The organism is Rheinheimera soli (assembly GCF_021290985.1).
In the GTDB taxonomy this organism is placed as follows: Bacteria; Pseudomonadota; Gammaproteobacteria; order Enterobacterales; family Alteromonadaceae; genus Pararheinheimera; species Pararheinheimera soli.
On sequence record NZ_JAJOYU010000037.1, the window covers coordinates 18,144 to 42,332 of the forward strand.

Below are 24,189 nucleotides of genomic sequence, written 5' to 3' on the forward strand. Positions count from 1 at the left end.
TGCCACAAAACCTGTGGTGTTTTGTGGTCGGAGTTTTACCTTATGGAACTGGTTCTGACGGCCTATTGTTGGCTGTGGTCCTTTGTTGTGGATCATCAGCCAGAGATTGTGGTGCCCTGAGCCATTCCCGCCAGATAGCAACCAGCAGAGCCATCAGCACTGGGCCAACAAATAAACCGACCATGCCCATAGTTTGCACACCACCAATTAAACCAAAAAATGTTGGTAAAAAAGGTAGTTTGACCGGCCCACCCACTAGCGTGGGTCTGATGGTTTTATCAACAATAAAGAGTTCAATACTGCCCCATAAAAACAAACCAACACCAGCGGTTAAATCGCCTGTGCCAACCAGATAAATTGAAATCAAGGTGAAAGACAAAGGCGCTCCACCAGGAATAAGTGCCATAAAGCCTGTTAACACCCCAAAAGCGACAGGAGAGGGCACACCTGCTATCCAATAAGCGACCCCTAACACAACCCCTTCGCCAATAGCGATAATCGTCATACCTATAACTGTTGAGCTAACGGTCGCAGGCACAACTCGGGAAAAGCGGTTCCAGCGATCAGGCAAAATACGCTCACCTACAGTATCCAGTTGCCAGGCAATACGCTCACCGTCTTTATACAAAAAGAACAAGGTGATCAGCATAAACAATAAGGTCAACATAAATCCGGCTGTAGTCCAACCAAAGTTCAGCACCCATTTGGATATGCCGCTGATTTGTTCGCCGCTGACTAAACTGACCACTTGTCCCAACTGATGAGGTTCGGCTAAATAGGTTTGCCAATAGCTGGCTAAGGTTTCACCTACCCCGGGTAATGCTTTGAGCCAATCAGGCACTGCTGCACCATGTTCATTGGCATGTTTTAACCACTCAATCCAGGCCCGAATTTCTTCCATTGCATAACTGAACACCATAGCCAGCGGGATCACTAATCCTAAGACTATGGCAATGATAGCGACGCTGGCGGCCAGCATGGAATTGTTGCGGCAGTGGTTCAACAAGTGACGGTACAAAGGCCAACTGGCAAAACAGATAATGAGTGCCGCCAACACAGGGACCAGAAAACCGACAAAAAAGAATACTCCTGCACCGAGGATAACCAGCAATAAAGCTCTGCTGATGGAGTCGTTACTAAAAATCTGCGGCATCTGTAACTTTTCCTTTTTGTCTCTGGACCCTGAGTATGAAATGCTTATTCTTCATCCGCATTGGATGGATCAAACCCGGGACTTTGCAAGCTGCAATCTATCAAATAGGGGCAATCCAGCACAAAAGCAATCTTTTTCAGGTGAAACTGCTCCTGCTGCAGATCAGCTACTAATAAGGGCTGCTGTTCCAGCCATTCTTTAGGTAGTTGCAGCGTCAGTTGTTGATTTTTACCTATGACTTTGAGTTCAGGCAAAAAGTCGTCACGTCGTTTTTGGTTTAGTAATACCGCCAGACGCAACAACACCAGTAGAGACACTACTGTACTTGCGCTGTACAGATAAAACTGCGACAGGTCTTCACTTTTAATTTTGCGACGATGTGAGCGCACTAAAGTTGCAATGAGCTGCTGCTGTTCCTGGTTAAACCCCGGTAAGTTGGCATTTTTTAAAATATAGGAAGAATGGCGCTGTACGCTGGAGGAATTGATATGCAAGCCTATTTCGTACACTGTGGCTGCCCAGCTTAATAAATCAGCCAGCTCGTCAGTCAGTTGCCAGCTGTGGCGCAGTTGAGCAAACAACTCCAACGCTGTGCTGCGAACTCTGTCAGCCTGACTGGTATCAATGCTGTATCTTTTAATCAGACTTTGAATGGTATGTTCGCGAATATCATGGTGATGCAGCCGGTCGCTCATTTCATAGAGCACCCCTTCACGAAGAGCAGCGTCGACATAATACATTTGCGAAATGCTAAGCATATTAAATGCGGCAATTAAAATCGCTAAACCAGAACAAATCAGTAATTTACGATCGTCTGCTAAACCGGGTAAATCTAATTGCAGACTGTTTTCCTGAGCGATCAGCAAGTCTTTTAATTGCAGTAAATGCTCCAGCTCAATACAGGCCGGATGCCAGCCTAAACCAACAATAATATCGCGGATGGTTTTAATAGTGCCTGACGTGCCTACGGCCTGTTGCCAGCCGGTTTCGCGGTAGGCGGATACTATAGGTTCCAGTTCCTGCTCGGCTTGTAAAATAGCCCGCTCAAACTTTTTTGCACTGATGCGGCCATTGGGAAAATGAAACTGGGCATAACTGACACAACCCATATTGCGACTGGCCAGTCTGATCGGTAAAAAGCCTTCGCCTATGGCAAACTCGGTACTGCCGCCGCCTATATCCATCACCAACCGACGGCCCTGATAATGCTCAAAATGGGCCACACCCTGATAAATAAAACGGGCTTCTTCCTGGCCTGAAATTACTTCAATAGGAAAAGGAAATACCGCCTGAGCACGACGTAAAAACATAGCGCTGTTTTTTGCCCGCCTTAAGGTGTAAGTGGCAATGACCCGCACCGAATCTGTGGGAACAGGCTTTAAGGTATCGGCAAATTGACTCAGCACAGCTAAGCCACGCAACATGGCTTCTTCGGTTAACAATAAATCTTCTGTTAAACCTTCGGCCAGCTGTACTTTCTGTTTTTCGCGGTGTAACAGCTGCAAAGCGCCATCTACTACACGAGCTATCACCATATGAAAGCTGTTGGAACCTAAATCAACGGCCGCCATGTAAGCGGCTTTCTGTATATCTGTCGTATCTGTGCTGGTCCAGTGGGTCATGTGCCGGCCTGAGTGGATTGCTGCAACTGAGCAAAATAATCATAGATTTCCTGTTGGGAGCGAATGCTACGCTTATTGCCTCTTTTTACATAGTGGTTGCTTTGATCTTTATCAATAATCCGGGCTTTGACATTGTCATGCCACTGAATATCCAGGGTCGTCATAATTTGCTGTTTAATGGCTGCATCATAAATAGGCACACCCACTTCGACCCGTTGATCCAGATTGCGAGTCATCCAGTCAGCTGAAGAGATATACAAATCGGTGTCACCGCCATTGTTAAACACATACACCCTGGCGTGTTCTAAAAACCGGTCGAGTACGCTAATCACCTGAATATTATCGCTACGGCCTTTGACACCAGGCAACAGCGTGCACATCCCGCGCACTATAATACGGATTTTCACTCCGGCCATACTGGCTTTGTACAATAAATTATTGATCTGCTCATCTACCAGGTTGTTGATTTTAAGCGTGATTTCAGCTTTTCTGCCTGAAGTAGCAAAACTGGTTTCCCGCTCTATTAAGGCGCACAGCTTAGGGCGGCTCCAGGTTGGAGATACAATCAGATGGTTAAACTGAAACGGCTTGTAGCTGTACTGAATAAATTCAAACACCTGATCCACTTCATCACAAAGTTCGCTGTGACAGGTAAACAAGCTCATATCGGTATAAATGCGGGCGGTTTTTTCGTTGAAGTTGCCTGTGCCTATATGAGCAAACTTTACGGTTTTACCTTTTTCCTGCCTGGTAATCAAACACAGCTTGGAGTGAATTTTTAGGGTCTGCAGACCAAAGATCACCTCAATACCGGCTTCCGTCATACGGCGTGCCCAGTTGATATTGTTTTCTTCATCAAAACGGGCTTTTAGTTCAACCACTACTGTGACTTGTTTGCCGTTACGCACAGCATCAAGCAGCGAGTTTATAACCCGCGAGTTTTTTGCCACCCTGTACATCGTCATTTTGATGGTGGTTACTTTGGGATCAAAAGACGCCTGACGAACCCACTCGGTAAAGTAGTTGAAGCTGTGGTAAGGGTAATACAACAAAATATCTGAGGTGCGGATCGCCTCAAAACTTGTAGTATGGCGTTCAAATTCAGGGCTTTTCAGTACAGGCATGGCCGGGAATTCTAACGACGGATGGCCGATATTAGGAAAACCAATAAAGTCTTTGAAGTTGCGGTATTTACCGCCAGGTATTAAAGAATCATAAGAGCTGTAGCCGAGTAATTTTTTCAGCATTTTTAACATATGCTCAGGCATATGTGCATCGTAAACCATTCGCACAGGCTCTGATTTCAGCCGCTGTTTAATGCCTTTCGACATTTTGTCTATTAACGACTGATCCAGTGTATCGCTGATATTGTATTCAGCGTCACGGGTGAGTTTCAGCGAAAAAGCCTGTATTTCACAAAAATCAAAAAAGCCATCAAATAAGTCTTTCAGGCAATGCACTATGATGTCATCGAGCAAAATAATTTGCCGGCGGAAGCGACCTTTCTTTTTGCTTTTGTTTAAATGCAGCGGCAGTTCAACAAAACGAGACATCACATCGGTAGGCACCTGCACTATGGCATATTCGGCTTTATTAGCGCCGGTCATTTCTACCATCAGGTAAGTGGCGTTATCTTCTAAGTGCTTCGCCAGCTTCACTTCTTCAGCGGACAAAATAATGGGGGACAAATGCCGCTGTATTTCACTGCGATAGAAGCTGCGAACCCATTGAGCCTGCGCATCGGTCAGCTTAAAGTTATCAATTAGCTCAATATTGTATTTACGCAGTTCCTGCTGTAAATCGTCATAAATTTTATTAAAGCGCTCACCCAGCTTCAGCACTATATGTTGGATATCGTGCAGTAACTGCTCCGCATCTTCCTGCTCATTGGCATGGTATTTTTTCAGCAGGATACGACGTTTCACATCAGCGACCCGGACCCGGAAAAATTCATCCATATTGTTGGAATAAATACCTAAAAAACGTAACCGCTCAATTAACGGGTTACGTTCATCTGCTGCTTCCTGCAGCACACGGCCATTAAAGGCCAGCCAGCTTAATTCGCGGGGGAAATAATTCGTATCGCTCACAGTATGTATTAGCTCTGCAAAGACCATAACGCGCTCCTGATCGGGTTCCGGAGCTACTCTATGGCAGTTTTATGACAGACTGATGAAAGGATCAAGGGCTTGATCCTTTAATACAGGAATATTTTTTTTCTTAAAATTCAGTTCAGTGTTCAACATCAACCACGACGTCAGAGGCTATAGCTTCCAAAGCTTTAATGACTTCTGTTTTATTCAGGCCTTGCGGCAGTTGTACAGTGGCTATGGCATGAAACAAAGGAACACCCCAGTTGGGTGCGCTTTGTTTGGAACTTTCAAAATGCACAATATTGGCGCCTTTGTGTTTCATTACGCTGGACAATTCACGCACTATGCCAGGCCTGTCGTTACCGGTAATGACAAACTGCAGTTGTTTATCCTGGTGGATTTCAGAATGTAAGCCCTGCTGAATTTTAATATCCAAGTCAGACATACGTTCAAGCTCTGTTGTTAAGGCAAACACATGCTCTTCAGATACTTCCAGTTGCAATATGCCAGCAAAGTAACCACCTAAATGGCTTAAGTTACTGGCCATCCAGTTGCCCTGATGGCTGGCGATCACTGTGGCGAGTTGTTCTACTAAACCTGCTTTATCCTGACCTATAACAGTTAAAATCAACTGCTTCATATTACATCTCCCGGAAAATCAAATCTGATAAAAATGGAAAAGAACTCAGAAAAACAGTGAGTTAGCTAACCTTAGCTTTTCCCATTGTAGACCTATGGCTATTTTTTGACAGTCAAGTCGTCGCAAATTTCCTGACAATCTCAAAAAAAACTGATGTAGCTCAAAAGATGTTCTTTCGTTTCGTCATATTAGTGTCATATTTCTTTCTTATGATGAGTTCCAGAAAACAACCTGAACCACGAACGGGCATTTGTCTGTTGTGAGGAGATCAACGTGAAAGTAGCAAAATTATTAACTTCATTCAGTCTGATTGCAGCCACTTTAGGCTTGACAGCTCAGGCCGCCATTATCGAAGCAGACCCGAAATTACCTGCTTACGTAAAATCTACTGGTGTTTCAGGCAACATTTCCAGCATTGGTTCTGATACGTTAAACAACCTGATGACGAAATGGGCTGAAGAATTCCGTAAACAGTATCCAAACGTAAATATTCAGATCCAGGGTGCCGGTTCTTCGACTGCTCCTACTGCTTTAACTGAAGGTACATCCAACTTCGGCCCTATGAGCCGTGCGATGAAGCCATCAGAAGTACAGGAATTTGAAGCCAAGTATGGCTACAAGCCAATGGCTATTCCAGTGGCTATCGACTTACTGGCTGTGTATGTCAACAAAGACAACCCATTGCAAGGTCTGACTATTGCTCAGGTAGACGCTATTTTTTCTGCAACCCGCAAATGTGGTTATAAAGAAGATGTAACACGCTGGGGCCAGTTAGGTATGGAAGGTGCGTGGGCAAATCGTGATTTTACTATGTACAGCCGCAATGCAGTTTCTGGTACTTATGGTTACTTTAAAGATGTTGCCTTATGTGGCGGTGACTTTAAATCCAGTATCAACGAACAACCAGGTTCTGCCTCAGTAGTGCAGGGGATCAGTGAGTCAATCAACGGTATCGGCTACTCAGGTATCGGTTATATCACGTCAAGCGTAAAAGCTCTGCCGTTAGCGAAAAAAGAAGGTGAGCCGTTTTATGCTCCAAATGCGGACCACGCTTTAGACGGTAAATACCCGTTATCACGTTTCCTGTACGTTTACATCAACAAGCACCCAAACAAAGAAATGCTGCCTTTAGAGCGTGAGTTTGTGCGTTTTGTTATGTCGAAAAACGGCCAGGACGTAGTAGCACACGATGGCTATGTGCCGGTACCAGCTTCAGTAGCAGCAAAAGCTCTGGCTGACTTAGGTATTAAATAAGTTGTATTGAGTAACACAAGGCACCTTTAAGGTGCCTTGTGTTTTTTCTATTGAAAACAATAGTTTGATTTTTTCTTGCCTGACTCGATTTGTGTCATTTATATGACAAAAAACCACTCTGTAATATTTCCGTCATAAAACTCTACTATAGTTGCCAGCATCTAAAAGTAACTGGTGGTATAGCAACTATGCACTCAACCCATCCAAGTCAGCAGTCAGCCGGTGATGCACCGCGTTCCTTACTGCCAACTGGTGAACGTCGTGCCCGTTTACGGCGCTGGCGCTCTGTTAAAGATAAAATCTCCAAATATGGCATCAGCTTTGCCGGCATCAGTGTGGTGCTGGCTTTTGCTACTATATTTGTTTACCTGTTTTCTGAAGTAGGGCCCTTGTTTTCCTCTGCCTCAGTGGATCAGAAAACCAGCTATCAAAGCCCGGCTGCAAAACCTCTGTATAGCAATATAGAGCGTTATGGTGAGATAGGCTTAACAGTGACAGCAGATGCCAAGCTGCAGTTTTTTAATGCGGATACAGGAGAGCTGAAGCAGCAAGTGCAGTTGGCTTTGCCTGCTGATGTCACAGTCACTACTTTTGCCAAAGCTGACCCTCGTACCGGCACTATCATTTTAGGTTTATCTAACGGTCAGGCATTGATTGCCAAGCACGAATATTTGCTGAGTTATCCAAATGATAAACGTCAGGTGAATCCTAAGGTTAGTTACCCTTTAGGCGAAGCTCCTGTGCAGGTGGATGCACAAGGTCAGGCTTTAGTGGCTATTGCTATACAGGAAAAAGACGAAAACCGGATGTTGAGTGCTTATACGGCTGATGGTCGTTTAGTGCTGTCAAATATGGTGGCCGAAACTGTATTCCTGACCGGCGAAACCACTGTAGTTCGCACAGATTATACTTTGCCAGATGCTCCAGCTTCAGCCAGCAGAATACTGATCGACAATACCTTTCAAAACCTGTTTGTTGCGGATAAAGCCGGACAAATCCATTATTACGCCATCAATAACCCGGAGCAGGCGCGTTTAGTGCAAAGCGTCAATGCCGTCAGTTCTGGTGCGCAGATCACCGCCATTGAGTTTCTGGTCGGTACTGTGTCTTTGATTGTGGGCTCGTCTACCGGTGAATTGAGTCAATGGTTTTTAGTACGTGACCAGCACAATAACTTCGACTTAAAACAAATTCGTGATTTTGAGCAGCACCCTGGTGCTATTACTCAGATTGAAGCTGAATACTCCCGTAAAGGTTTTATGGCCATAGATGACAAGGGTCATTTGGGTATTCATTACGGTACTTCAGCCCGCACTTTGTTTTTAGATGCCTTTGATGACGAGCAGATGGCAAAACAAATTGCTATTTCTCCTATTAATACCAATTTCCTGTTGCTGGATGACAAAGGTCAGATGCATAAGTTTGAGTTGGATAATGCTCACCCTGATGTGTCCTACAGAGCGCTGTGGAATGAAGTCTGGTACGAAGGCCGTGATGAAGCCAAATACATTTGGCAAGCTTCTGCCGGTTCAGATGAATTTGAAGCCAAAATGAGCATGGTGCCTTTAGCTTTAGGGACTTTAAAAGCCGCATTTTTTGCCATGTTGTTTGCTACCCCTCTGGCTATTATGAGCGCCATTTATGTCGCTTACTTTATGACGCCAGTACTGCGTGGCAAAGTGAAGCCTACCATTGAAATTATGGCGGCCTTACCAACAGTTATTCTTGGTTTCTTAGCAGGTTTATGGCTGGCTCCTTTTGTGGAAGAGTATTTAAGTGCTGTGTTCGCCATTCTGATCCTGATGCCATTTATGATGTTAGGTGCAGCTTACTTGTGGCGCTTTATGCCTGAATCTATCCGCAACCGTTTTGGTTTAGGTTGGGAAGCAGCGTTTTTAGTGCCTGTGATTATTCTGTTTGGTTATTTGGCGATAAGTGCCAGCCCAGTGATCGACAACACCTTTTTTGATGGCAGCTTACGCCAGTGGTTTACCGACAATGGCATTAACTACGACCAGCGTAATGCTCTGATTGTGGGTATCGCCATGGGCTTTGCTGTTATTCCAAATATCTTCTCTATTGCTGAAGATGCGATTTTTAACGTGCCTCGCCACTTAACTCAGGGCTCTTTGGCTTTGGGTGCCACACCATGGCAAACCATGGTGGGTGTGGTATTGCCAACAGCAAGTCCTGGTGTGTTCGCGGCAGTGATGGTTGGTTTTGGCCGTGCCGTGGGTGAAACCATGATCGTACTGATGGCGACAGGTAACAGCCCAGTAGTGAACTTTAATATCTTCGAAGGTATGCGTACTTTATCCGCCAATATAGCGGTGGAGTTACCTGAGACAGCTGTTGGCAGCACCCACTTCCGTGTGTTGTTCCTCGCTGCGCTGGTGTTGTTTGTCTTTACCTTTGTATTTAATACCCTCGCCGAAGTGATACGGCAGCGTTTACGTCAACGCTTCAGCAATCTGTAATTAAGGGGCACTTTGATGAAATCTTTATTTGGCGTAAGAGCCTGGTTCAGATCAGGGACTCCCTGGATTTGGTTAAACGCCGGTGCTATCGCTTTGTGTCTGGTGATGGTGATCGGTGTGTTGGGTCTGATTGTGGTGCGTGGTGGCAGTCACTTCTGGCCTGCGGATTTACAGCAGACAGAATGGTCGCCTGAATCCGGTCAGAAAAAAGTCATTATGGGTGAACTGGTTCGTGCTGAAACAGTGTCTGCTGTGATGCTGCGTGAGTCAGGTGCTACAGTGCCGGCAGAGTTGGAAGCTGTGACCCGTTATTTGGTGAAAGTAGGTAACCGTGATCTGTATGGCCGCGATTTCTCCTGGTATATGGATTATGAAATTAGCGGCTGGACAGCGCCAGAAGGTGCTATTGCGCTGGAGCGTCGTGAGCGTGGCAATTTTTATGGTTTTCCATTAAAGCTGAACGAAGGCGATACCCTGATTGCTGAAGGTGCCGCCATGTGGCCTGAGTTGTTAAAACGGGTTGAACGTGCCAACGGTATTTTTCAGCAGATGAAAGATATCGAAAAAAATGACATCAGCCGCATCAATAACCAGATTGAAAAGTTACGTTTAACCGAACGTCGCCTGGTGTTGGATAAAGTGTCTGATGCTGAAATGGCAGAATTCAAAGCTCAGGCGGAAGCAGAAAACAAAGTTCTGAACGATGAATATGCGGTGATCCAACAAAAACTGGATCAACTGCGTGCTGAATCCAATCGTGATAACTTAGTTGCGCGTTCTGCGGAAGGCCGTGAAGTGACTATTTCGCTGGCGAACATCGTCAAGGCTTTTGCGCCTAACGATATGTCGGTCTGGCAAAAAACCAGACATTACTTCAGTGGCATTGGCACTTTCCTGACAGAAGAGCCGCGGGAAGCCAATACCGAAGGCGGTATCTTCCCTGCTATTTTTGGTACTGTCACTATGGTTATTTTAATGGCTATTATCGTGACACCTTTTGGTGTGCTGGCGGCCATTTATCTGCGTGAATATGCCAAACAAGGGCCACTGCTGAAGATCATCCGGATTTCGGTCTACAACCTTGCTGGTGTACCTTCAATCGTTTATGGTGTGTTTGGTTTAGGTTTCTTTGTGTACATTATGGGCGGCAGTATCGATCAGCTGTTTTACCCTGAAGCTTTACCAAGCCCGACTTTCGGTACTCCAGGTTTATTCTGGGCGTCGTTAACCCTTGCCTTGCTTACATTACCTGTGGTGATTGTATCGACGGAAGAAGGTTTATCCCGTATTCCAAGTACTATTCGTATGGGTAGTCTGGCCTTAGGTGCAACCAAGTCTGAAACCTTATGGAAAGTGGTAGTGCCGCTGGCCACTCCGGCTATGATGACGGGTTTAATTTTGGCTGTAGCCAGAGCTGCTGGTGAAGTAGCTCCGCTGATGCTGGTTGGTGTGGTGAAATTAGCTCCTACTTTACCTATAGATGGCAATTTCCCCTTTATTCACTTAGACCAGAAGATCATGCACTTAGGTTTCCATGTGTTTGATGTGGGTTTCCAGAGTCCAAACGTTGAAGCCTCGCGTCCGTTGCTCTATGCCACAGCACTGGTACTGGTGTTATTGATTGTGGTGCTGAATATGGCGGCTATTTATATGCGTAACAGATTACGTGAGAAATATCGCAGCGATACAGATTAGAACTCAGCAGGCCTGCACGGCAGGCCTTGTATGCTGAACCCAATTTCGCAGACCAATTTCATAGAATGGTAATGAAGATGAATCAAGATAAATTAACAGTTCCACCAGTAGAAGCCGAATTGAAACTGTCGGATGAAAAAATCAAACTTCAGGTCAATGATCTGAAGCTGTATTACGGTGATGCGCTGGCATTAAAAAGCGTCAATATGACGATCCCGGAAAAACGCGTTACTGCTTTTATCGGCCCTTCAGGCTGTGGTAAATCCACCTTGTTACGCTGTTTTAACCGGATGAATGACTTAGTGGATATCTGCCGTATTGAAGGTGAGATTTTAATGGATGGTCAGAATATTTATGACCCGAAAATTGACGTGGCTGAATTACGCCGTCAAGTCGGCATGGTATTCCAGAAACCTAATCCATTCCCAAAAAGTATTTACGAAAATGTGGCTTATGGCTTGCGTCTGCAAGGTGTAAAAGATAAACGCATTTTGGATGAAGTGGTCGAAACCTCATTAAAGGGTGCCGCTTTGTGGAATGAAGTAAAAGACCGTTTGCATGACAATGCCTTTGGTTTGTCTGGTGGTCAGCAACAACGTTTAGTCATAGCACGAGCTATTGCGATTGAACCTGAAGTGTTATTACTGGATGAGCCAGCTTCAGCCTTGGACCCAATTTCCACGCTGAAAATTGAAGAACTGATTTATGAGCTCAAAGATAAATACACTATCGTGATTGTTACCCACAATATGCAGCAGGCAGCCCGTGTATCGGACTATACTGCCTTTATGTATATGGGTGATTTAATTGAGTTTGATGCCACCAATAAGATGTTCACCAATCCATCGCAGCAACAAACCGAAGATTACATCACAGGCCGTTTTGGTTAACGGATTAGCCCCCACGAGGAGAGAGCGATGGACAAAATGAATTTAACGAAACACATTTCCAGCCAGTTTAATGAAGAAATTGAGCAGGTTCGTAACCATGTGATGGCAATGGGCGGTTTAATTGAGCAACAACTGGCTGATGCGCTGAATGCTATTGCCAGCAGTGATGCTGAGTTAGCTCGTCAAGTGATCGCCAATGATGTGAAAGTAAACGACTGGGAAATTAAAATTGACCACGAATGCACCCGCATCATTGCCAAACGCCAGCCAGCAGCCAGCGATTTACGTTTGATTATGGCTATTATCAAAACCATTTCAGACTTAGAGCGTATTGGTGATGAAGCCGAGCGTATCGCCAAGGTAGCTCTGGAGTCCTTTAACAGTGCTCAGCAGGATTTGCTGGTCAATCTGGATAATATGGGCCGCCATGTCGCGCAGATGCTGCACGATGTGCTGGATGCTTTTGCCCGTATGGATGTCGAAGCTGCATTAGCTGTACACCGTGAAGACAAAAAAGTAGACCGTGAGTACGAAGCCATCACCCGTCAGTTGATGACTTATATGATGGAAGATCCACGTTCTATTCCTAAGATCATGAATGTATTGTGGTCTGCCCGTTCTATGGAACGTATTGGCGATCGTTGTAAAAACGTGGCTGAATACATAGTCTTCCTGGTCAAAGGCAAAGATGTGCGCCATAGTGATGATGAAAAATTAGAGCGAGACGCACGCAGTTAAAAAAATCAGCATTCAGTTGTCATAAAAGCCTGATAAAACCTATGTTTTATCAGGCTTTTTATATTCTGGCCTTTTAAGGCGTTTTTATTACACTTTGATTGCAGTACAATGCGCGCCGACTTTCGTCAACTCAACAACAAGAGGCACACTCATTATGCCAAATCACTTTTTGGCGGTTTTCGCAAAATCCCCTATCAAGCCACTGGAAGAGCATATCAAAAAGGTTTTTGATGCCAGCCTGTTGCTGCTGCCATTTTTTGACGCAGTATTTTTAAAAGATTGGGAGAAAGCGGCTGAAGTTCGCAAATCTATTGTGACGTTGGAAAAGGATGCCGACAATTTAAAACGTGATATCCGTGTGCATTTACCACGTGGATTGTTTTTACCTGTCGAGAGAACAGACTTATTAGAGCTGGTTTCACAGCAGGATAAAATCGCCAACAAAGCTAAAGACATCACTGGCCGTGTTTTAGGTCGTGAACTGGAAATTCCTGCCCCTATTCAGGTGGAATTTAAAGCTTATTTACAGCGTTGTATTGATGCTGTGGAATTAGCCAGCGAAGCGATCAATGAACTGGACGAGTTGCTGGAAACTGGTTTCCGTGGCCGTGAAGTCGACTTAGTGATCAAAATGGTGGAACGTATCGATGAAATCGAACACGACACTGACCAGTTGCAAATCAATTTACGTAAATTTGTTCGTAAAGCTGAAGCCGAAATGAATCCGGTTGATGTGATGTTCCTGTACCGCACTTTGGAGTGGGTAGGCGATTTAGCTGACTGTGCTCTGAAAGTAGGTTCGCGTCTTGAAATCATGTTGGCTCGTTAATTCTTAAGGTAATTCAAACATGGATATTTTAACTACGTACGGCTATACGCTGATTATCGTAGCCGCTGTATTCGGCTTTATTATGGCTTATGGTGTAGGTGCCAACGATGTGGCAAACGCTATGGGGACCTCAGTAGGATCCAAAGCTTTAACTGTGAAACAAGCAATTTTTATTGCTGCTATTTTTGAGTTCGCTGGTGCTTATTTAGCCGGTGGTTCAGTGACCTCTACTATTCGTAGTGGCATTGTTGACCCTATTCATTTCGCCGCAGCGCCTGAGCTGTTGGTGTTTGGTATGATTGGCGCCTTACTGGCTGCCGGTACCTGGTTGCTGGTTGCATCTTATTACGGCTGGCCAGTATCTACCACTCACTCTATTGTTGGCGCCATTATTGGTTTTGCTGCTGTAGGAGTAGGTGTTGATGCAGTGGAATGGGGCAAAGTAGGCGGCATAGTCGGCAGTTGGGTGGTCACTCCTGTACTGGCTGGTATTCTGGCGTACTTAATTTTTATGAGTGCCCAGCGTTTAATCTTTGATACCGACAATCCACTGGCCAATGCAAAAAAATATGTGCCTTTTTATATGGCTTTTGCAGCGCTGATGATGGCTTTGGTCACTGTGACTAAAGGTTTAACTCATGTGGGTTTAGACCTGAGCACAGAACAAAACCTGATGATCGCCGGCAGTATAGCCATAGTAGTGGGCATAGTAGGTAAAATCGCTATTAGCCGGGTGCATATAGACCCAATGGCTGATAAAGAAATGCATTTTACCAACGTGGAAAAAATCTTCGGTATTCTGATGATCACCACGGCCTGTTGTATGGCTTTTGCTCACGGTTCTAACGATGTGGCGAATGCTATTGGTCCTCTGGCCGCTGTGGTCAGCGTGATCCAATCAGGTGGTGAAGTTGCAGGCAGAGCTGAACTGGATTGGTGGATTTTACCTTTAGGCGCTGTGGGTATTGTGATTGGTTTAGCTACTTTAGGCGCTAAAGTGATTAAAACCATAGGTACAGCTATTACGCATTTAACCCCAAGTCGTGGTTTTGCTGCAGAAATGTCAGCAGCTACCACAGTGGTGATTGCATCTGGTACTGGTTTACCTATCTCTACGACTCAGACCTTAGTTGGTGCCGTATTGGGTGTAGGTTTAGCTCGAGGTATTGCTGCGCTTAATTTAGGTGTAGTACGTAACATCTTTATATCATGGGTTGTCACTTTGCCTGTGGGTGCTGGTTTGTCTATTTTGTTTTTCTTTATCATCAAAGCGATTTTCAGCGCATGATCCCAGCTGTTGTTTGATTAAAAATCCCGGCTGTTGCCGGGATTTTTTTATTTTTACTGAAATCTAAGATGTGAGAGGGCAGAGTGTCTGCTCTGAACGATTTGGCTGCTTTCTGTCGCAAAATAAGCTATCGCCGCTTTGCTTTCTGATGTTATTCGATTAAATTGGTTTTAACTGAGTTTGGTCATCGGAATTAAAGATGAAACGAGTGCCTAGTATCAAACAGCTGCAATACCTTTTGGCCCTGCATGAACATCAGCATTTTGGTCGTGCTGCTGAAGCTTGTTATATAGGCCAGTCTACTTTAAGCGCTGCAATTGCCAATTTAGAAGAAACGATGAACGCGCAGTTGCTGGAGCGTGATCATAAAACTTTTATTTTTACCCCGCTGGGTGAAGACGTGGTACGTCAGGCTCGTTATATAGTGGAGCAGTGCGAAGAGTTAACACAATTTGCTAAATGTCAGGGCAAGCCGATGGCTGGGCCGCTGCGTTTAGGCTGTATTCCCACCATTGCACCTTTTGTTTTAAGTGAAGTGATGGCACTGGCCCGTGAGCGCTTTCCTGAATTGCAGTTATTACTGCGAGAAGATACGACGGAGAATTCCTTGCAGTCATTGATTGAAGGCCGTCTGGATTTAGTCTTGTTAGCTCTGCCTTATGATACTGGCACTTTGCATACCGAAGTACTGGCACAAGATTCGTTTAAACTGGTGTTGCATAAAGATTGGCTGGACCGTGGTTTTCAGCAAGATATCAGCCAGTGGCCTGATGAAAGTATCTTCCTGTTAGAGCGTGAGCACTGCATGACAGGTCATGCCGTCAAAGCTTGTGAGCTGGATGATAACCGTAAAGTAAATCCGTTTTTTGCTACCAGTTTGCATACCTTAAGTCAGATGGTGAATAACAAGCTGGGTGTGACTTTTATGCCGCAGATGGCGATTAACAGTGGTTTGTTGCGTGGCACTGAACTGGTGGCTCAGAAACCAAGCTCTGGCCAGGCGTATCGTGATATTGGAGTAGCATGGCGTCCTACGTCCAGCAAGTTACGCAGTTATCGTCAGATGGCGCAGTTAATTACGGAAGTTCTGCAGCAAAAATGCAGTGACTAAAACCTAAGGCAGAGTCGGTAAGGTCAGTTGTGGATAGTTGCGATAAAACTGTTTCAACTGACCTGTTTTATATAAATCGATAAAACGGCGATCCCACATTTCTTTAAAGGAACGCCCGGTTTCAGTGTCAGCAAAGGCCAGATAAATTGGGTCCCGCAGTAATTCTTTATAATGCAGAGGCTCCAGCTGTACTGCAGATTCACCCTTTAAGTACTGATACAATTCACTTTTTTCTGCAAGATAAATATCAACCCGGCGATTTTTTACCAGCTCAAGTCCTTGCTCGATATTAAGTACCTCATAGCCTTTTTCCGGCAAGCCTAATACCAGATGTAAATCGTAAGCTAAGTCCCAGGCCAGCTTGTGTTGTTTTAGTTGTTCCAGTTGTGGCGGGGCTGTATGTGCAGGGTCGTAAATGGCAACTATTAAATCAAAATCAAAAGGATGAGCAGACAACAGTAAAGCTTGATGCTCTTTGTCCGACTCATAGGCGGACAAACCCGGTACCATATGGTGTTTACCTTGCTGCACCAGGTGAATGGCGCGGCTAAAGTTGCTGAAATGCCACACCAATTGCACTTGCTCTGTTGGATAAATCAGCTGAAATAAATCTGCATAAGCGCCAGTGCCATCGGCATTAGTAAAACCCGGCCAGACAGGCGCACTGATCTGTAGTTGTGATTGTGCTTTTGGCTCAGCCACAGTGGATTGCACTATGAAAAAGCAAAACAGAAGCACAGTAAGGCGATACATCATGCGGTTTTGTCCTTGAGCTTTTCCAAAGCTTAGCTGAAATTTTGCTCCCTAGTGTCGTGGCGAAAAATAGCTTGTATTGAAAAAAACATCTTTGTAGACTGCCGCCGCGCTGTAAATGCGCGTTTGGTGTCGGCATTCATGCCGATTTGATACAGTTTGTCGGTAAAGCGGACTAGACCTATGCAAGTAAAAGATTTTTCCTTCGAGCTGCCAGAGCAGCTGATCGCACGTTTTCCTAAAGCTGAACGTTCCAGCAGTCGTTTATTAAAAATGCAGCGCCAAACTGGTGAGTTATCCCATCTGGTGTTCACTGATTTATTGGCTGAACTGAACAGCGGTGATTTATTGGTATTTAACAATACCCGCGTGATACCAGCGCGTTTATTTGGTCAAAAAGAGTCAGGTGGAAAAGTCGAAATACTGGTAGAACGGGTATTAGATAGCCAGCGTTTTTTAGCTCATGTTCGCGCCAGTAAAGCGCCAAAACCAGAAAGTATTATTTTGGTCGATGACAACACAAAGCTGAAAATGCTGCAGCGCCACGATACCTTGTTTGAGCTGGAGCTGTTAGGCGAAGAAGCTTTATTGACTATGTTAGACAGGCTGGGGCATATGCCTTTGCCCCCTTACATAGACAGACCAGACAGCGACGAAGATAAGCAACGTTATCAGACTGTGTATAACCAGAAACCCGGAGCTGTTGCTGCACCAACGGCAGGTTTGCATTTTGATGAGCCTTTATTGGCGGCCTTAAAAGCCAAAGGTATTGAGTTTGCTTACGTCACTTTGCACGTAGGAGCTGGTACTTTTCAGCCGGTGCGGGTGGATAATGTGCTGGATCACCAGATGCATGCTGAATACATCGAGGTAGACCAGCAGGTCGTTGATGCTATTCACGCCTGTAAAGCTCGCGGTAACAGAGTGGTGGCTGTGGGGACTACGTCTGTGCGTTCACTGGAATCTGCCGCACAAATTGCTTTGCAGCAAGGCAAAAACTTACAACCGTACAGCGGTGACACCAAAATTTTTATCTACCCAGGTTACAGCTTTCAGGTGATTGATGGCTTAGTCACCAACTTCCATTTGCCAGAATCCACATTGATTATGCTGGTCAGTGCTTTTAGTCAAAAAGACTATGTGATGCAGGCCTATCAAACTGCCATAGCACAAGAGTATCGTTTTTACTCTTATGGCGATGCGATGTTGATTCTGTAAAACTTTCTCAATGAACTCTAGAGGCGGGTCTTGTACCCGCCCGTTTATTGATACCGCGATGTCCATCGACGGGCCTGGACAAGCCGCGGCCCCGACAAACCCTCCTGCCTCAAATTGCAATTCAATCTCGCACGGTTTAACCGCTCCCGCTTTGATACCACCTTAAGTACAAAGCTTAAAGGTGGGGTTTGGCCTTTTGTTCTGCTACAATCGGGCGCGAAAAAAGCCGGACTGTTTTTCTGGCAGAGACTGAGGTAGAACGTGAAATTTGAATTATTAAAAACCGACGGTAAAGCTCGTCGTGGCCGTCTTGTATTTGAGCGCGGCATTGTTGAAACTCCTGCATTTATGCCAGTGGGCACTTATGGCACAGTCAAAGGTATGACACCTGAAGAACTGGAAGCCACTGGTGCACAAATCTGCTTGGGCAATACCTTCCATTTAATGCTGCGTCCTGGCACTGAAATCATCAAAAAACACGGTGATTTGCATGACTTTATGCATTGGCACAAACCTATTTTGACCGACTCTGGTGGTTTTCAGGTGTTCAGTTTGGGTGAACTGCGCAAAATAAAAGAAGAAGGCGTGACTTTCCGTTCGCCGCTCAATGGCGAAAAAATCATGTTAACTCCTGAGCGTTCTATGCAGGTGCAACGTGATTTAGGCTCAGACATAGTGATGATTTTTGACGAATGTACGCCGTATCCTGCGACAGAGCAGCAAGCGAAAAAGTCGATGGAAATGTCTCTGCGCTGGGCCAAACGCAGTAAAGATGAACACGGCGATAATCCGTCAGCGCTCTTTGGTATTATCCAGGGCGGTATGTACCCACAGCTGCGCGATATCTCCTTGCAAGGCCTTGAAGAGATTGGTTTTGATGGTTATGCCATCGGTGGTTTGTCCGTGGGCGAACCGAAAGAGGATATGATTAAAATCCTCAATCACACCACAGGTCAGATGCCACAGCACAAGCCGCGTTATTTAATGGGTGTGGGTAAACCTGAAGACATAGTAGAAGCGGTTCGCCGTGGTATTGATATGTTTGACTGTGTGATGCCAACCCGTAATGCCCGTAATGGCCATTTGTTTGTCAGCACTGGTGTAATTAAAATCCGCAATGCAAAACACAAAGACGATCCATCCACTTTAGATGCAGAATGTGATTGCTACACTTGTAAAAATTATTCTCGGTCATATCTACATCATCTGGACAGATGCAATGAGATTTTGGGTGCGCGCTTGAATACCATCCACAACCTGCATCATTATCAGAAGTTAATGCAAGGTTTGCGTGCAGCTATCGCTGAACAAAAGCTGGAAGAATTTGTGGTCGAGTTTTACCAGAAACGTGGTATGGATGTGCCGCCGCTGGAAGCAAGCCTTACAGAACAATAAGATTTCATTTTTAATTTTTAACACTTTTAATTTAAAACTTTAGGGGACATATGATGAGTTTATTTATTTCTAATGCATACGCCAACGCTCCAGCTGCTGCGCCTGCAGGTGGTGGCTGGGATTTATTGATTATGCTAGTGGCTTTTGGTTTGATCTTTTATTTCCTGATCTACCGTCCACAAGCTAAGCGCGTAAAAGAGCATAAAAACCTGATGTCTGCGTTAGGCAAAGGCGATGAAGTGTTAACTCAAGGTGGTTTAGTAGGCCGCATTGCAAAGATTGCTGACGATAAAGACTTTGTGGCTATCGCATTAAACGATACCACTGAAGTGACAGTGCAGAAATCTGCTATCGCTGCCGTACTGCCGAAAGGCACGATGAAATCACTGTAAAAGGATTTTAATGTGTTAAACCAGAACTCCATCTGGCGGTACTTATTGGTGATCATCGTCATGGGCGTCAGCATGCTGTACGCCCTGCCGAATTTGTATCCCAATGATCCGTCCTTACAAATCAATGCAAGCCGTGGTGCTGATGTGACTCAGCAAACCGTGGATCAATTGCAAAAAGCTTTTACTGAACAAGGGTTAACACCTAAGTCAGCTGTATTGGAAAAAGGCCAGGTGCTGGTTCGCTTTTTAAACACTGAAGATCAGTTAAAAGCTCGTGAAGTTGCCAACGATACCTTGGGCGATAACTTCGTCACTGCATTAAATCTGGCTCCTGCTACACCAGCCTGGCTGGATGCTATAGGTGCGGCTCCAATGAAATTGGGTCTGGACTTACGTGGTGGTGTGCATTTCCTGATGGAAGTGGACATGAAAACTGCGATGGAAAAAAACGTCAACGATTTAGTACTGGTGTACCGCAGCGATCTGCGTGAAGCCAAAGTGCGTTACCGTGCAGTGACTGCTGATGTGCCTAATTTAAAGGTGAATCTGAGTTTCCGCACCGCTGAAGATTTAGCCGCAGCTCAAACCTTGTTAAGCGGTAAAGACCGCGAAATGATCTTTACTGAAACTGACGAGTTGACGCTGACCGCCGCTTTTAGCGAAGAGAAAATTAAAGCGTTGCGTGAAGATGCTGTAGCACAAAACATCACTATCATTCGCAACCGCGTCAATGCTATTGGTGTGGCTGAACCTTTGGTACAACGTCAGGGGGCTGAACGTATTGTGGTTCAATTGCCTGGTGTGCAGGACACGGCCCGCGCTAAAGAAATTTTAGGTGCAACGGCCACTCTTGAATTCCGTATGGTAGACGAAGCAGGTGATTTACAAAGCGCGATAGAAGGCCGTGTGCCACCTAATGCGCAGTTGTATAACGACCGTGAAGGTCGCCCTGTGTTATTGCAAAAACGTGTGATGCTGACAGGTAACCATATTATTGGTGCCAACAGCAGCTTCGATGAATACAGCCGTCCTCAGGTGAATATCGATCTGGATGCCAAAGGTGGCAATACCTTTTCACAAGCCACCAAAGAAGCTATTGGTAAGTCGATGGCCACTGTATTTATTGAGTACAAACCTACCGACAAAAAAGATGCGCAAGGCCGCACTATCCTTGAGAAAAAAGAAGAAGTGATCAACGTGGCTACTATTCAGGCGCGTTTAGGTCGCAGCTTCCGTATTACCGGGGTAGATAGTCCGGCTGAAGCACAAAATCTGGCGTTGTTATTACGTGCCGGTGCTTTAATTGCACCTATTCAGATTGTGGAAGAACGCACTATAGGCCCAAGCCTGGGTCAGGAAAACATTGAGCTGGGTACCAACGCTATTATGTGGGGTATGTTGCTGACTGTGATCTTTATGGCGGTTTACTACAAAGGCGTAGGTATGGTGGCCAACCTGGCTTTGGCCAGCAACGTAGTGTTGTTGATAGGTGTGTTGTCTATGGTGCCTGGCGCTACTTTGACCTTGCCTGGCATGGCGGGTATCTTGTTAACCATAGGTATGGCTATTGATGCTAACGTACTGATCAACGAGCGTATTCGCGAAGAACTGGCCAACGGTCGTTCTGTACAGCAAGCTATTCATGAAGGCTATAACAGAGCTTTTGCTACCATTACCGACTCCAACTTCACCACTTTCTTAGTGGCATTGATTCTGTTTGGTTTAGGTTCTGGTCCGGTCAAAGGTTTTGCCGTGACTTTAGCCATAGGTATTATCACCTCTATCTTTACTGCCGTGACCGTATCCAGATTGTTTGTCAATCTGATCTGGGGTGGCCGTAAAGTTGAAAAATTACCTATATAAGGAATTATGATGAAGTTTCTTGATTTTAAAGAACCGCTTAATTTTATGCGCTTCAAATCGCCAGCCATCATATTTTCTTTGTTGCTGGTACTGGGGTCTCTGTTCAGCATTTTTACCAAAGGCATTAACTTTGGTCTGGATTTTACCGGCGGTATAGTGGTCGAAGCTGGTTTTGAACAACAGGCTGATTTGTCGAAGATTCGTACTGCTTTAGCTGCTGACGGTTTTCCTGATGCGATAGTACAGTATTTTGGCACCTCGACTGAAGTGATGATCCGCATTGCGCCACGCGCTGATGTTGAACAGGCTGTGGTGGGTGAGCAGATTATTGAGTCTATTCAAAAAGTGGAAAAAGGCGAAGTCACTAAGCGTCGCGTTGAACAGGTGAGTGCTTCAGTAGGTGACGAGCTGAAAGATGACGGTATGCTGGCTTTATTAGCCTCTTTTATCGGCATCATGATGTATGTGGCGTTTCGCTTTGAATGGCGTTATTCAGTAGGAGCTGTGGTTGCGTTAATTCACGACGTAATCATTACTGTAGGTATGTTTTCTATTACCGGTATGGAGTTTGATTTAACTGTTTTGGCGGCCTTGCTGGCGCTGGTGGGTTACTCAATCAACGACACCATAGTGGTATTTGACCGTATCCGCGAGATGTTTCGTAAACTGCGTGAAGCCACAGTCGAAGAGACTGTCGATGATGCAATCACTTCCACACTGAGCCGTACCACTATTACTTCAGGTACCACGGCCTTGTCCTTAGTGGCGCTGTTTTACTTAGGCGGCCCGCTGTTACATGGGTTTGCTGCGGCCTTGTTATTTGGTATTGCCATTGGTACTTATTCTTCAATTTACGTAGCAAGTTCTATTGCTGTGCTGCTAGGCGCAAGCCGTGAAGATCTGTTGCCAGAAGTGATTGAAAAAGAAGGTGAGAATACGCCTTCGCTTTAATTGGTTGAATGGTAGTTTTAACAAAAGGCCGGTTTCCGGCCTTTTGTTTTTGAAAGAGAAAAACAATTTATTCTGCATAAACTATTTGCTTGTTATTTGCTCGGTTTTTTAATCATCTATTTGATAGTATTCACTTTATTTAACGCCTTTTATCCTTAAATGCATGGTTAAGCAGTTTTTTATCAAAACTATCCGGCTAAAAATGGCATAAAACTGCATGCTTTATCATTTTACTCCCTTCTGGTCTGATCAGTTTAATTTTAGCGCTTGGCGCACCGCGTAAAACTTGTTATAACAGACGTGTAGAGCTCTATTGTGGAAGTTTTCAGCAGTCTGAGCCGGACAGGTATACCCTACAAAAATACCTGACGGAACAATGAAAACATCGGAATGAGTTCTGCAGTACTGTGGCTTTATACTGGTACGATCTGAAAATTAGTGGTTCTAAAGGGTCGTGTTGCTCTTTAGAATGAGCCACCTTTTTGGGTTGCACCACAGCTCATGGCAAATAAAACATATAGCCCACAGGGCATCATACTTACCTACTCATGGAACCTCTTACCTATGTCAGATTTTCGAGAACAGGCGCTGAAGTATCACGCCGAGCCTAAACCGGGCAAAATCAGTATTGAAATCAGTAAACCTGCTGAAACAGTTAAAGATCTCGCTTTGGCATACAGCCCTGGTGTGGCTGAGCCTGTGCGTGAAATCGCCAACAATATCGACGATGTCTATAAGTACACTGGCAAAGGCAATCTGGTGGCTGTGATCAGCAATGGTACTGCTATTTTAGGTTTAGGAAACTTAGGCCCTATGGCGTCTAAACCTGTGATGGAAGGCAAAGCTTTGCTGTTTAAGCGTTTTGCTGGCCTTGATTCCATCGATATCGAAGTGACGCACCGTACCACTGAAGAGTTTATCGATACTGTAGCCAATATAGCCGATACCTTTGGTGGTATTAACCTTGAAGATATTAAATCGCCTGAATGTTTTGAAATTGAAAAAGAGCTGATCAGACGTTGTAATATCCCGGTGTTTCATGACGATCAGCACGGTACTGCTATTGTGACAGCTGCAGGTTTACTGAATGCGCTGGAAATTCAGGGCAAAGACATCAGTAAAGTGGTAATTGTTTGTTTAGGGGCTGGTGCAGCAGCTATTGCCTGTATGGAGCTGCTGATCAAATGCGGCGCTAAACGTGAACATATTTATATGCTCGATACCAAAGGCGTGATCCACACCCGTCGTAACGATTTGAATAAATACAAAGAGCTGTTTGCCAATAACACCGACAAACGCACACTGGAAGAAGCAATGGACGGCGCCGATGTATTTGTTGGCGTATCAGGCCCTGATGCTTTGCCAGCCGAAGCTTTAAAGTTAATGGCTGATAAACCTGTGATTTTTGCCTGCTCTAACCCGGATCCGGAAATTAAGCCTGAACTGGCACATGCCCAGCGCAGTGATTTAATCATGGCAACAGGTCGTTCGGATTACCCGAACCAGGTCAACAACGTCTTGTGTTTCCCATTTATTTTCCGTGGTGCTTTGGACGTGCGCGCTAAGGTCATTAACGATGAAATGAAATTGGCAGCAGTGCATGCGATCCGTGCTATTGCCAAAGAGCCGGTGTCTCAGGCTGTATTAACAGCTGCTCAAGTGGATAAACTGGAGTTTGGTGCGGACTATATTATTCCAAAGCCAATGGACCCACGTTTATTGTCCCGTGTCGCCCGTGCTGTGGCTGAAGCTGCTGTGGCATCAGGAGTGGCGCGTTTGCCATTACCAGAAAGCTATATGCAGTAAATATAAAAATGGGGTCAGATC

The 24,189-nt window shown here is 45.2% G+C and carries 19 protein-coding genes; 14 read left to right on the top strand and 5 right to left on the bottom strand.

Translation table 11 applies throughout. The features are described 5' to 3' along the window. Positions 1-40: 40 nt before the first annotated feature. The 4 genes from LSG37_RS18610 to LSG37_RS18625 form a co-directional block, all read right to left on the bottom strand. Complete coding sequence (locus LSG37_RS18610) at positions 41-1,153, bottom strand: AI-2E family transporter (protein ID WP_233081370.1); 1,113 nt, start codon at positions 1,151-1,153, stop codon at positions 41-43. Positions 1,154-1,197: 44 nt separating this feature from the next. Continuing rightward, a complete protein-coding gene (locus LSG37_RS18615; protein ID WP_233081371.1) occupies positions 1,198-2,775 on the bottom strand; it encodes a Ppx/GppA phosphatase family protein in 1,578 nt (525 codons plus the stop codon). Continuing rightward, a complete protein-coding gene (gene ppk1 / locus LSG37_RS18620; RefSeq protein ID WP_233081372.1) occupies positions 2,772-4,892 on the bottom strand; it encodes a polyphosphate kinase 1 in 2,121 nt (706 codons plus the stop codon). The genes LSG37_RS18615 and ppk1 overlap by 4 nt, the downstream gene beginning before the upstream one ends. A gap of 115 nt (positions 4,893-5,007) precedes the next feature. Then, positions 5,008-5,508, bottom strand: coding sequence for a glycine cleavage system transcriptional repressor (locus LSG37_RS18625; RefSeq protein ID WP_233081373.1), 501 nt, complete (start codon positions 5,506-5,508; stop codon positions 5,008-5,010). A 273-nt stretch (positions 5,509-5,781) separates the two neighbouring features. Here LSG37_RS18625 and LSG37_RS18630 point away from each other — a divergent pair, with 273 nt between their 5' ends. The 8 genes from LSG37_RS18630 to LSG37_RS18665 all read left to right on the top strand — a co-directional run bounded on the left by LSG37_RS18630 (position 5,782) and on the right by LSG37_RS18665 (position 15,790). After that, positions 5,782-6,762, top strand: a complete 981-nt coding sequence (locus tag LSG37_RS18630) for a PstS family phosphate ABC transporter substrate-binding protein (protein ID WP_233081374.1) — start codon at positions 5,782-5,784, stop codon at positions 6,760-6,762. 188 nt (positions 6,763-6,950) lie between these two features. Further along, the gene (locus tag LSG37_RS18635; protein ID WP_233081376.1) at positions 6,951-9,239 is read left to right on the top strand and encodes an ABC transporter permease subunit; all 2,289 of its coding nucleotides are present in this window, start codon (positions 6,951-6,953) and stop codon (positions 9,237-9,239) included. 15 nt (positions 9,240-9,254) lie between these two features. Then, a complete protein-coding gene (pstA, locus tag LSG37_RS18640) occupies positions 9,255-10,934 on the top strand; it encodes a phosphate ABC transporter permease PstA (RefSeq protein WP_233081377.1) in 1,680 nt (559 codons plus the stop codon). Positions 10,935-11,011: 77 nt separating this feature from the next. Beyond that, positions 11,012-11,824: a phosphate ABC transporter ATP-binding protein PstB gene (gene pstB / locus LSG37_RS18645; RefSeq protein ID WP_233081379.1), complete on the top strand. Its 813-nt coding sequence runs from the start codon at positions 11,012-11,014 to the stop codon at positions 11,822-11,824. 27 nt (positions 11,825-11,851) lie between these two features. After that, entirely contained in the window at positions 11,852-12,562 is a 711-nt protein-coding gene (phoU, locus tag LSG37_RS18650) for a phosphate signaling complex protein PhoU (RefSeq protein WP_233081381.1), read from the top strand. Positions 12,563-12,716: 154 nt separating this feature from the next. Next, entirely contained in the window at positions 12,717-13,391 is a 675-nt protein-coding gene (locus LSG37_RS18655) for a TIGR00153 family protein (RefSeq protein WP_233081383.1), read from the top strand. Between the two features lie 19 nt (positions 13,392-13,410). Beyond that, the gene (locus LSG37_RS18660) at positions 13,411-14,679 is read left to right on the top strand and encodes an inorganic phosphate transporter (RefSeq protein ID WP_233081385.1); all 1,269 of its coding nucleotides are present in this window, start codon (positions 13,411-13,413) and stop codon (positions 14,677-14,679) included. A 199-nt stretch (positions 14,680-14,878) separates the two neighbouring features. After that, entirely contained in the window at positions 14,879-15,790 is a 912-nt protein-coding gene (locus tag LSG37_RS18665; protein ID WP_233081387.1) for a hydrogen peroxide-inducible genes activator, read from the top strand. A 3-nt stretch (positions 15,791-15,793) separates the two neighbouring features. On the opposite strand, the gene LSG37_RS18670 is transcribed toward LSG37_RS18665, so the two are convergent. Next, on the bottom strand, positions 15,794-16,546 hold the full coding sequence (locus LSG37_RS18670; RefSeq protein WP_233081389.1) for a substrate-binding periplasmic protein: 753 nt from the start codon (positions 16,544-16,546) through the stop codon (positions 15,794-15,796). Positions 16,547-16,726: 180 nt separating this feature from the next. Here LSG37_RS18670 and queA point away from each other — a divergent pair, with 180 nt between their 5' ends. From queA to LSG37_RS18700, 6 genes are all read left to right on the top strand, one after another. Further along, positions 16,727-17,761: a tRNA preQ1(34) S-adenosylmethionine ribosyltransferase-isomerase QueA gene (gene queA / locus LSG37_RS18675; protein ID WP_233081391.1), complete on the top strand. Its 1,035-nt coding sequence runs from the start codon at positions 16,727-16,729 to the stop codon at positions 17,759-17,761. Between the two features lie 261 nt (positions 17,762-18,022). Continuing rightward, positions 18,023-19,156 carry a tRNA guanosine(34) transglycosylase Tgt gene (gene tgt, locus LSG37_RS18680; protein ID WP_233081392.1) on the top strand — a complete coding sequence of 378 codons (1,134 nt, stop codon included), beginning with the start codon at positions 18,023-18,025 and terminating at the stop codon, positions 19,154-19,156. A 53-nt stretch (positions 19,157-19,209) separates the two neighbouring features. Next, a complete protein-coding gene (gene yajC, locus LSG37_RS18685; RefSeq protein ID WP_233081393.1) occupies positions 19,210-19,548 on the top strand; it encodes a preprotein translocase subunit YajC in 339 nt (112 codons plus the stop codon). A 12-nt stretch (positions 19,549-19,560) separates the two neighbouring features. Further along, positions 19,561-21,411 carry a protein translocase subunit SecD gene (gene secD, locus LSG37_RS18690; RefSeq protein ID WP_233081394.1) on the top strand — a complete coding sequence of 617 codons (1,851 nt, stop codon included), beginning with the start codon at positions 19,561-19,563 and terminating at the stop codon, positions 21,409-21,411. 9 nt (positions 21,412-21,420) lie between these two features. Continuing rightward, on the top strand, positions 21,421-22,362 hold the full coding sequence (secF, locus tag LSG37_RS18695) for a protein translocase subunit SecF (protein ID WP_233081395.1): 942 nt from the start codon (positions 21,421-21,423) through the stop codon (positions 22,360-22,362). Between the two features lie 564 nt (positions 22,363-22,926). Then, positions 22,927-24,168, top strand: a complete 1,242-nt coding sequence (locus LSG37_RS18700; RefSeq protein ID WP_233081396.1) for a malic enzyme-like NAD(P)-binding protein — start codon at positions 22,927-22,929, stop codon at positions 24,166-24,168. The last annotated feature ends 21 nt before the right edge of the window (positions 24,169-24,189 follow it).

Bases quoted from the DNA above. Each gene is read 5' to 3' on its own strand.
- LSG37_RS18615 (WP_233081371.1), bottom strand. From the start codon at position 2,775: ATGACCCACTGGACCAGCACAGATACGACAGATATACAGAAAGCCGCT.
- LSG37_RS18660 (WP_233081385.1), top strand. From the start codon at position 13,411: ATGGATATTTTAACTACGTACGGCTATACGCTGATTATCGTAGCCGCT.
- ppk1 (WP_233081372.1), bottom strand. From the start codon at position 4,892: ATGGTCTTTGCAGAGCTAATACATACTGTGAGCGATACGAATTATTTC.
- secF (WP_233081395.1), top strand. From the start codon at position 21,421: ATGAAGTTTCTTGATTTTAAAGAACCGCTTAATTTTATGCGCTTCAAA.
- LSG37_RS18625 (WP_233081373.1), bottom strand. From the start codon at position 5,508: ATGAAGCAGTTGATTTTAACTGTTATAGGTCAGGATAAAGCAGGTTTA.
- yajC (WP_233081393.1), top strand. From the start codon at position 19,210: ATGAGTTTATTTATTTCTAATGCATACGCCAACGCTCCAGCTGCTGCG.
- pstB (WP_233081379.1), top strand. From the start codon at position 11,012: ATGAATCAAGATAAATTAACAGTTCCACCAGTAGAAGCCGAATTGAAA.
- LSG37_RS18610 (WP_233081370.1), bottom strand. From the start codon at position 1,153: ATGCCGCAGATTTTTAGTAACGACTCCATCAGCAGAGCTTTATTGCTG.
- queA (WP_233081391.1), top strand. From the start codon at position 16,727: ATGCAAGTAAAAGATTTTTCCTTCGAGCTGCCAGAGCAGCTGATCGCA.
- LSG37_RS18655 (WP_233081383.1), top strand. From the start codon at position 12,717: ATGCCAAATCACTTTTTGGCGGTTTTCGCAAAATCCCCTATCAAGCCA.
- pstA (WP_233081377.1), top strand. From the start codon at position 9,255: ATGAAATCTTTATTTGGCGTAAGAGCCTGGTTCAGATCAGGGACTCCC.
- LSG37_RS18670 (WP_233081389.1), bottom strand. From the start codon at position 16,546: ATGATGTATCGCCTTACTGTGCTTCTGTTTTGCTTTTTCATAGTGCAA.
- LSG37_RS18635 (WP_233081376.1), top strand. From the start codon at position 6,951: ATGCACTCAACCCATCCAAGTCAGCAGTCAGCCGGTGATGCACCGCGT.
- LSG37_RS18665 (WP_233081387.1), top strand. From the start codon at position 14,879: ATGAAACGAGTGCCTAGTATCAAACAGCTGCAATACCTTTTGGCCCTG.
- LSG37_RS18700 (WP_233081396.1), top strand. From the start codon at position 22,927: ATGTCAGATTTTCGAGAACAGGCGCTGAAGTATCACGCCGAGCCTAAA.
- phoU (WP_233081381.1), top strand. From the start codon at position 11,852: ATGGACAAAATGAATTTAACGAAACACATTTCCAGCCAGTTTAATGAA.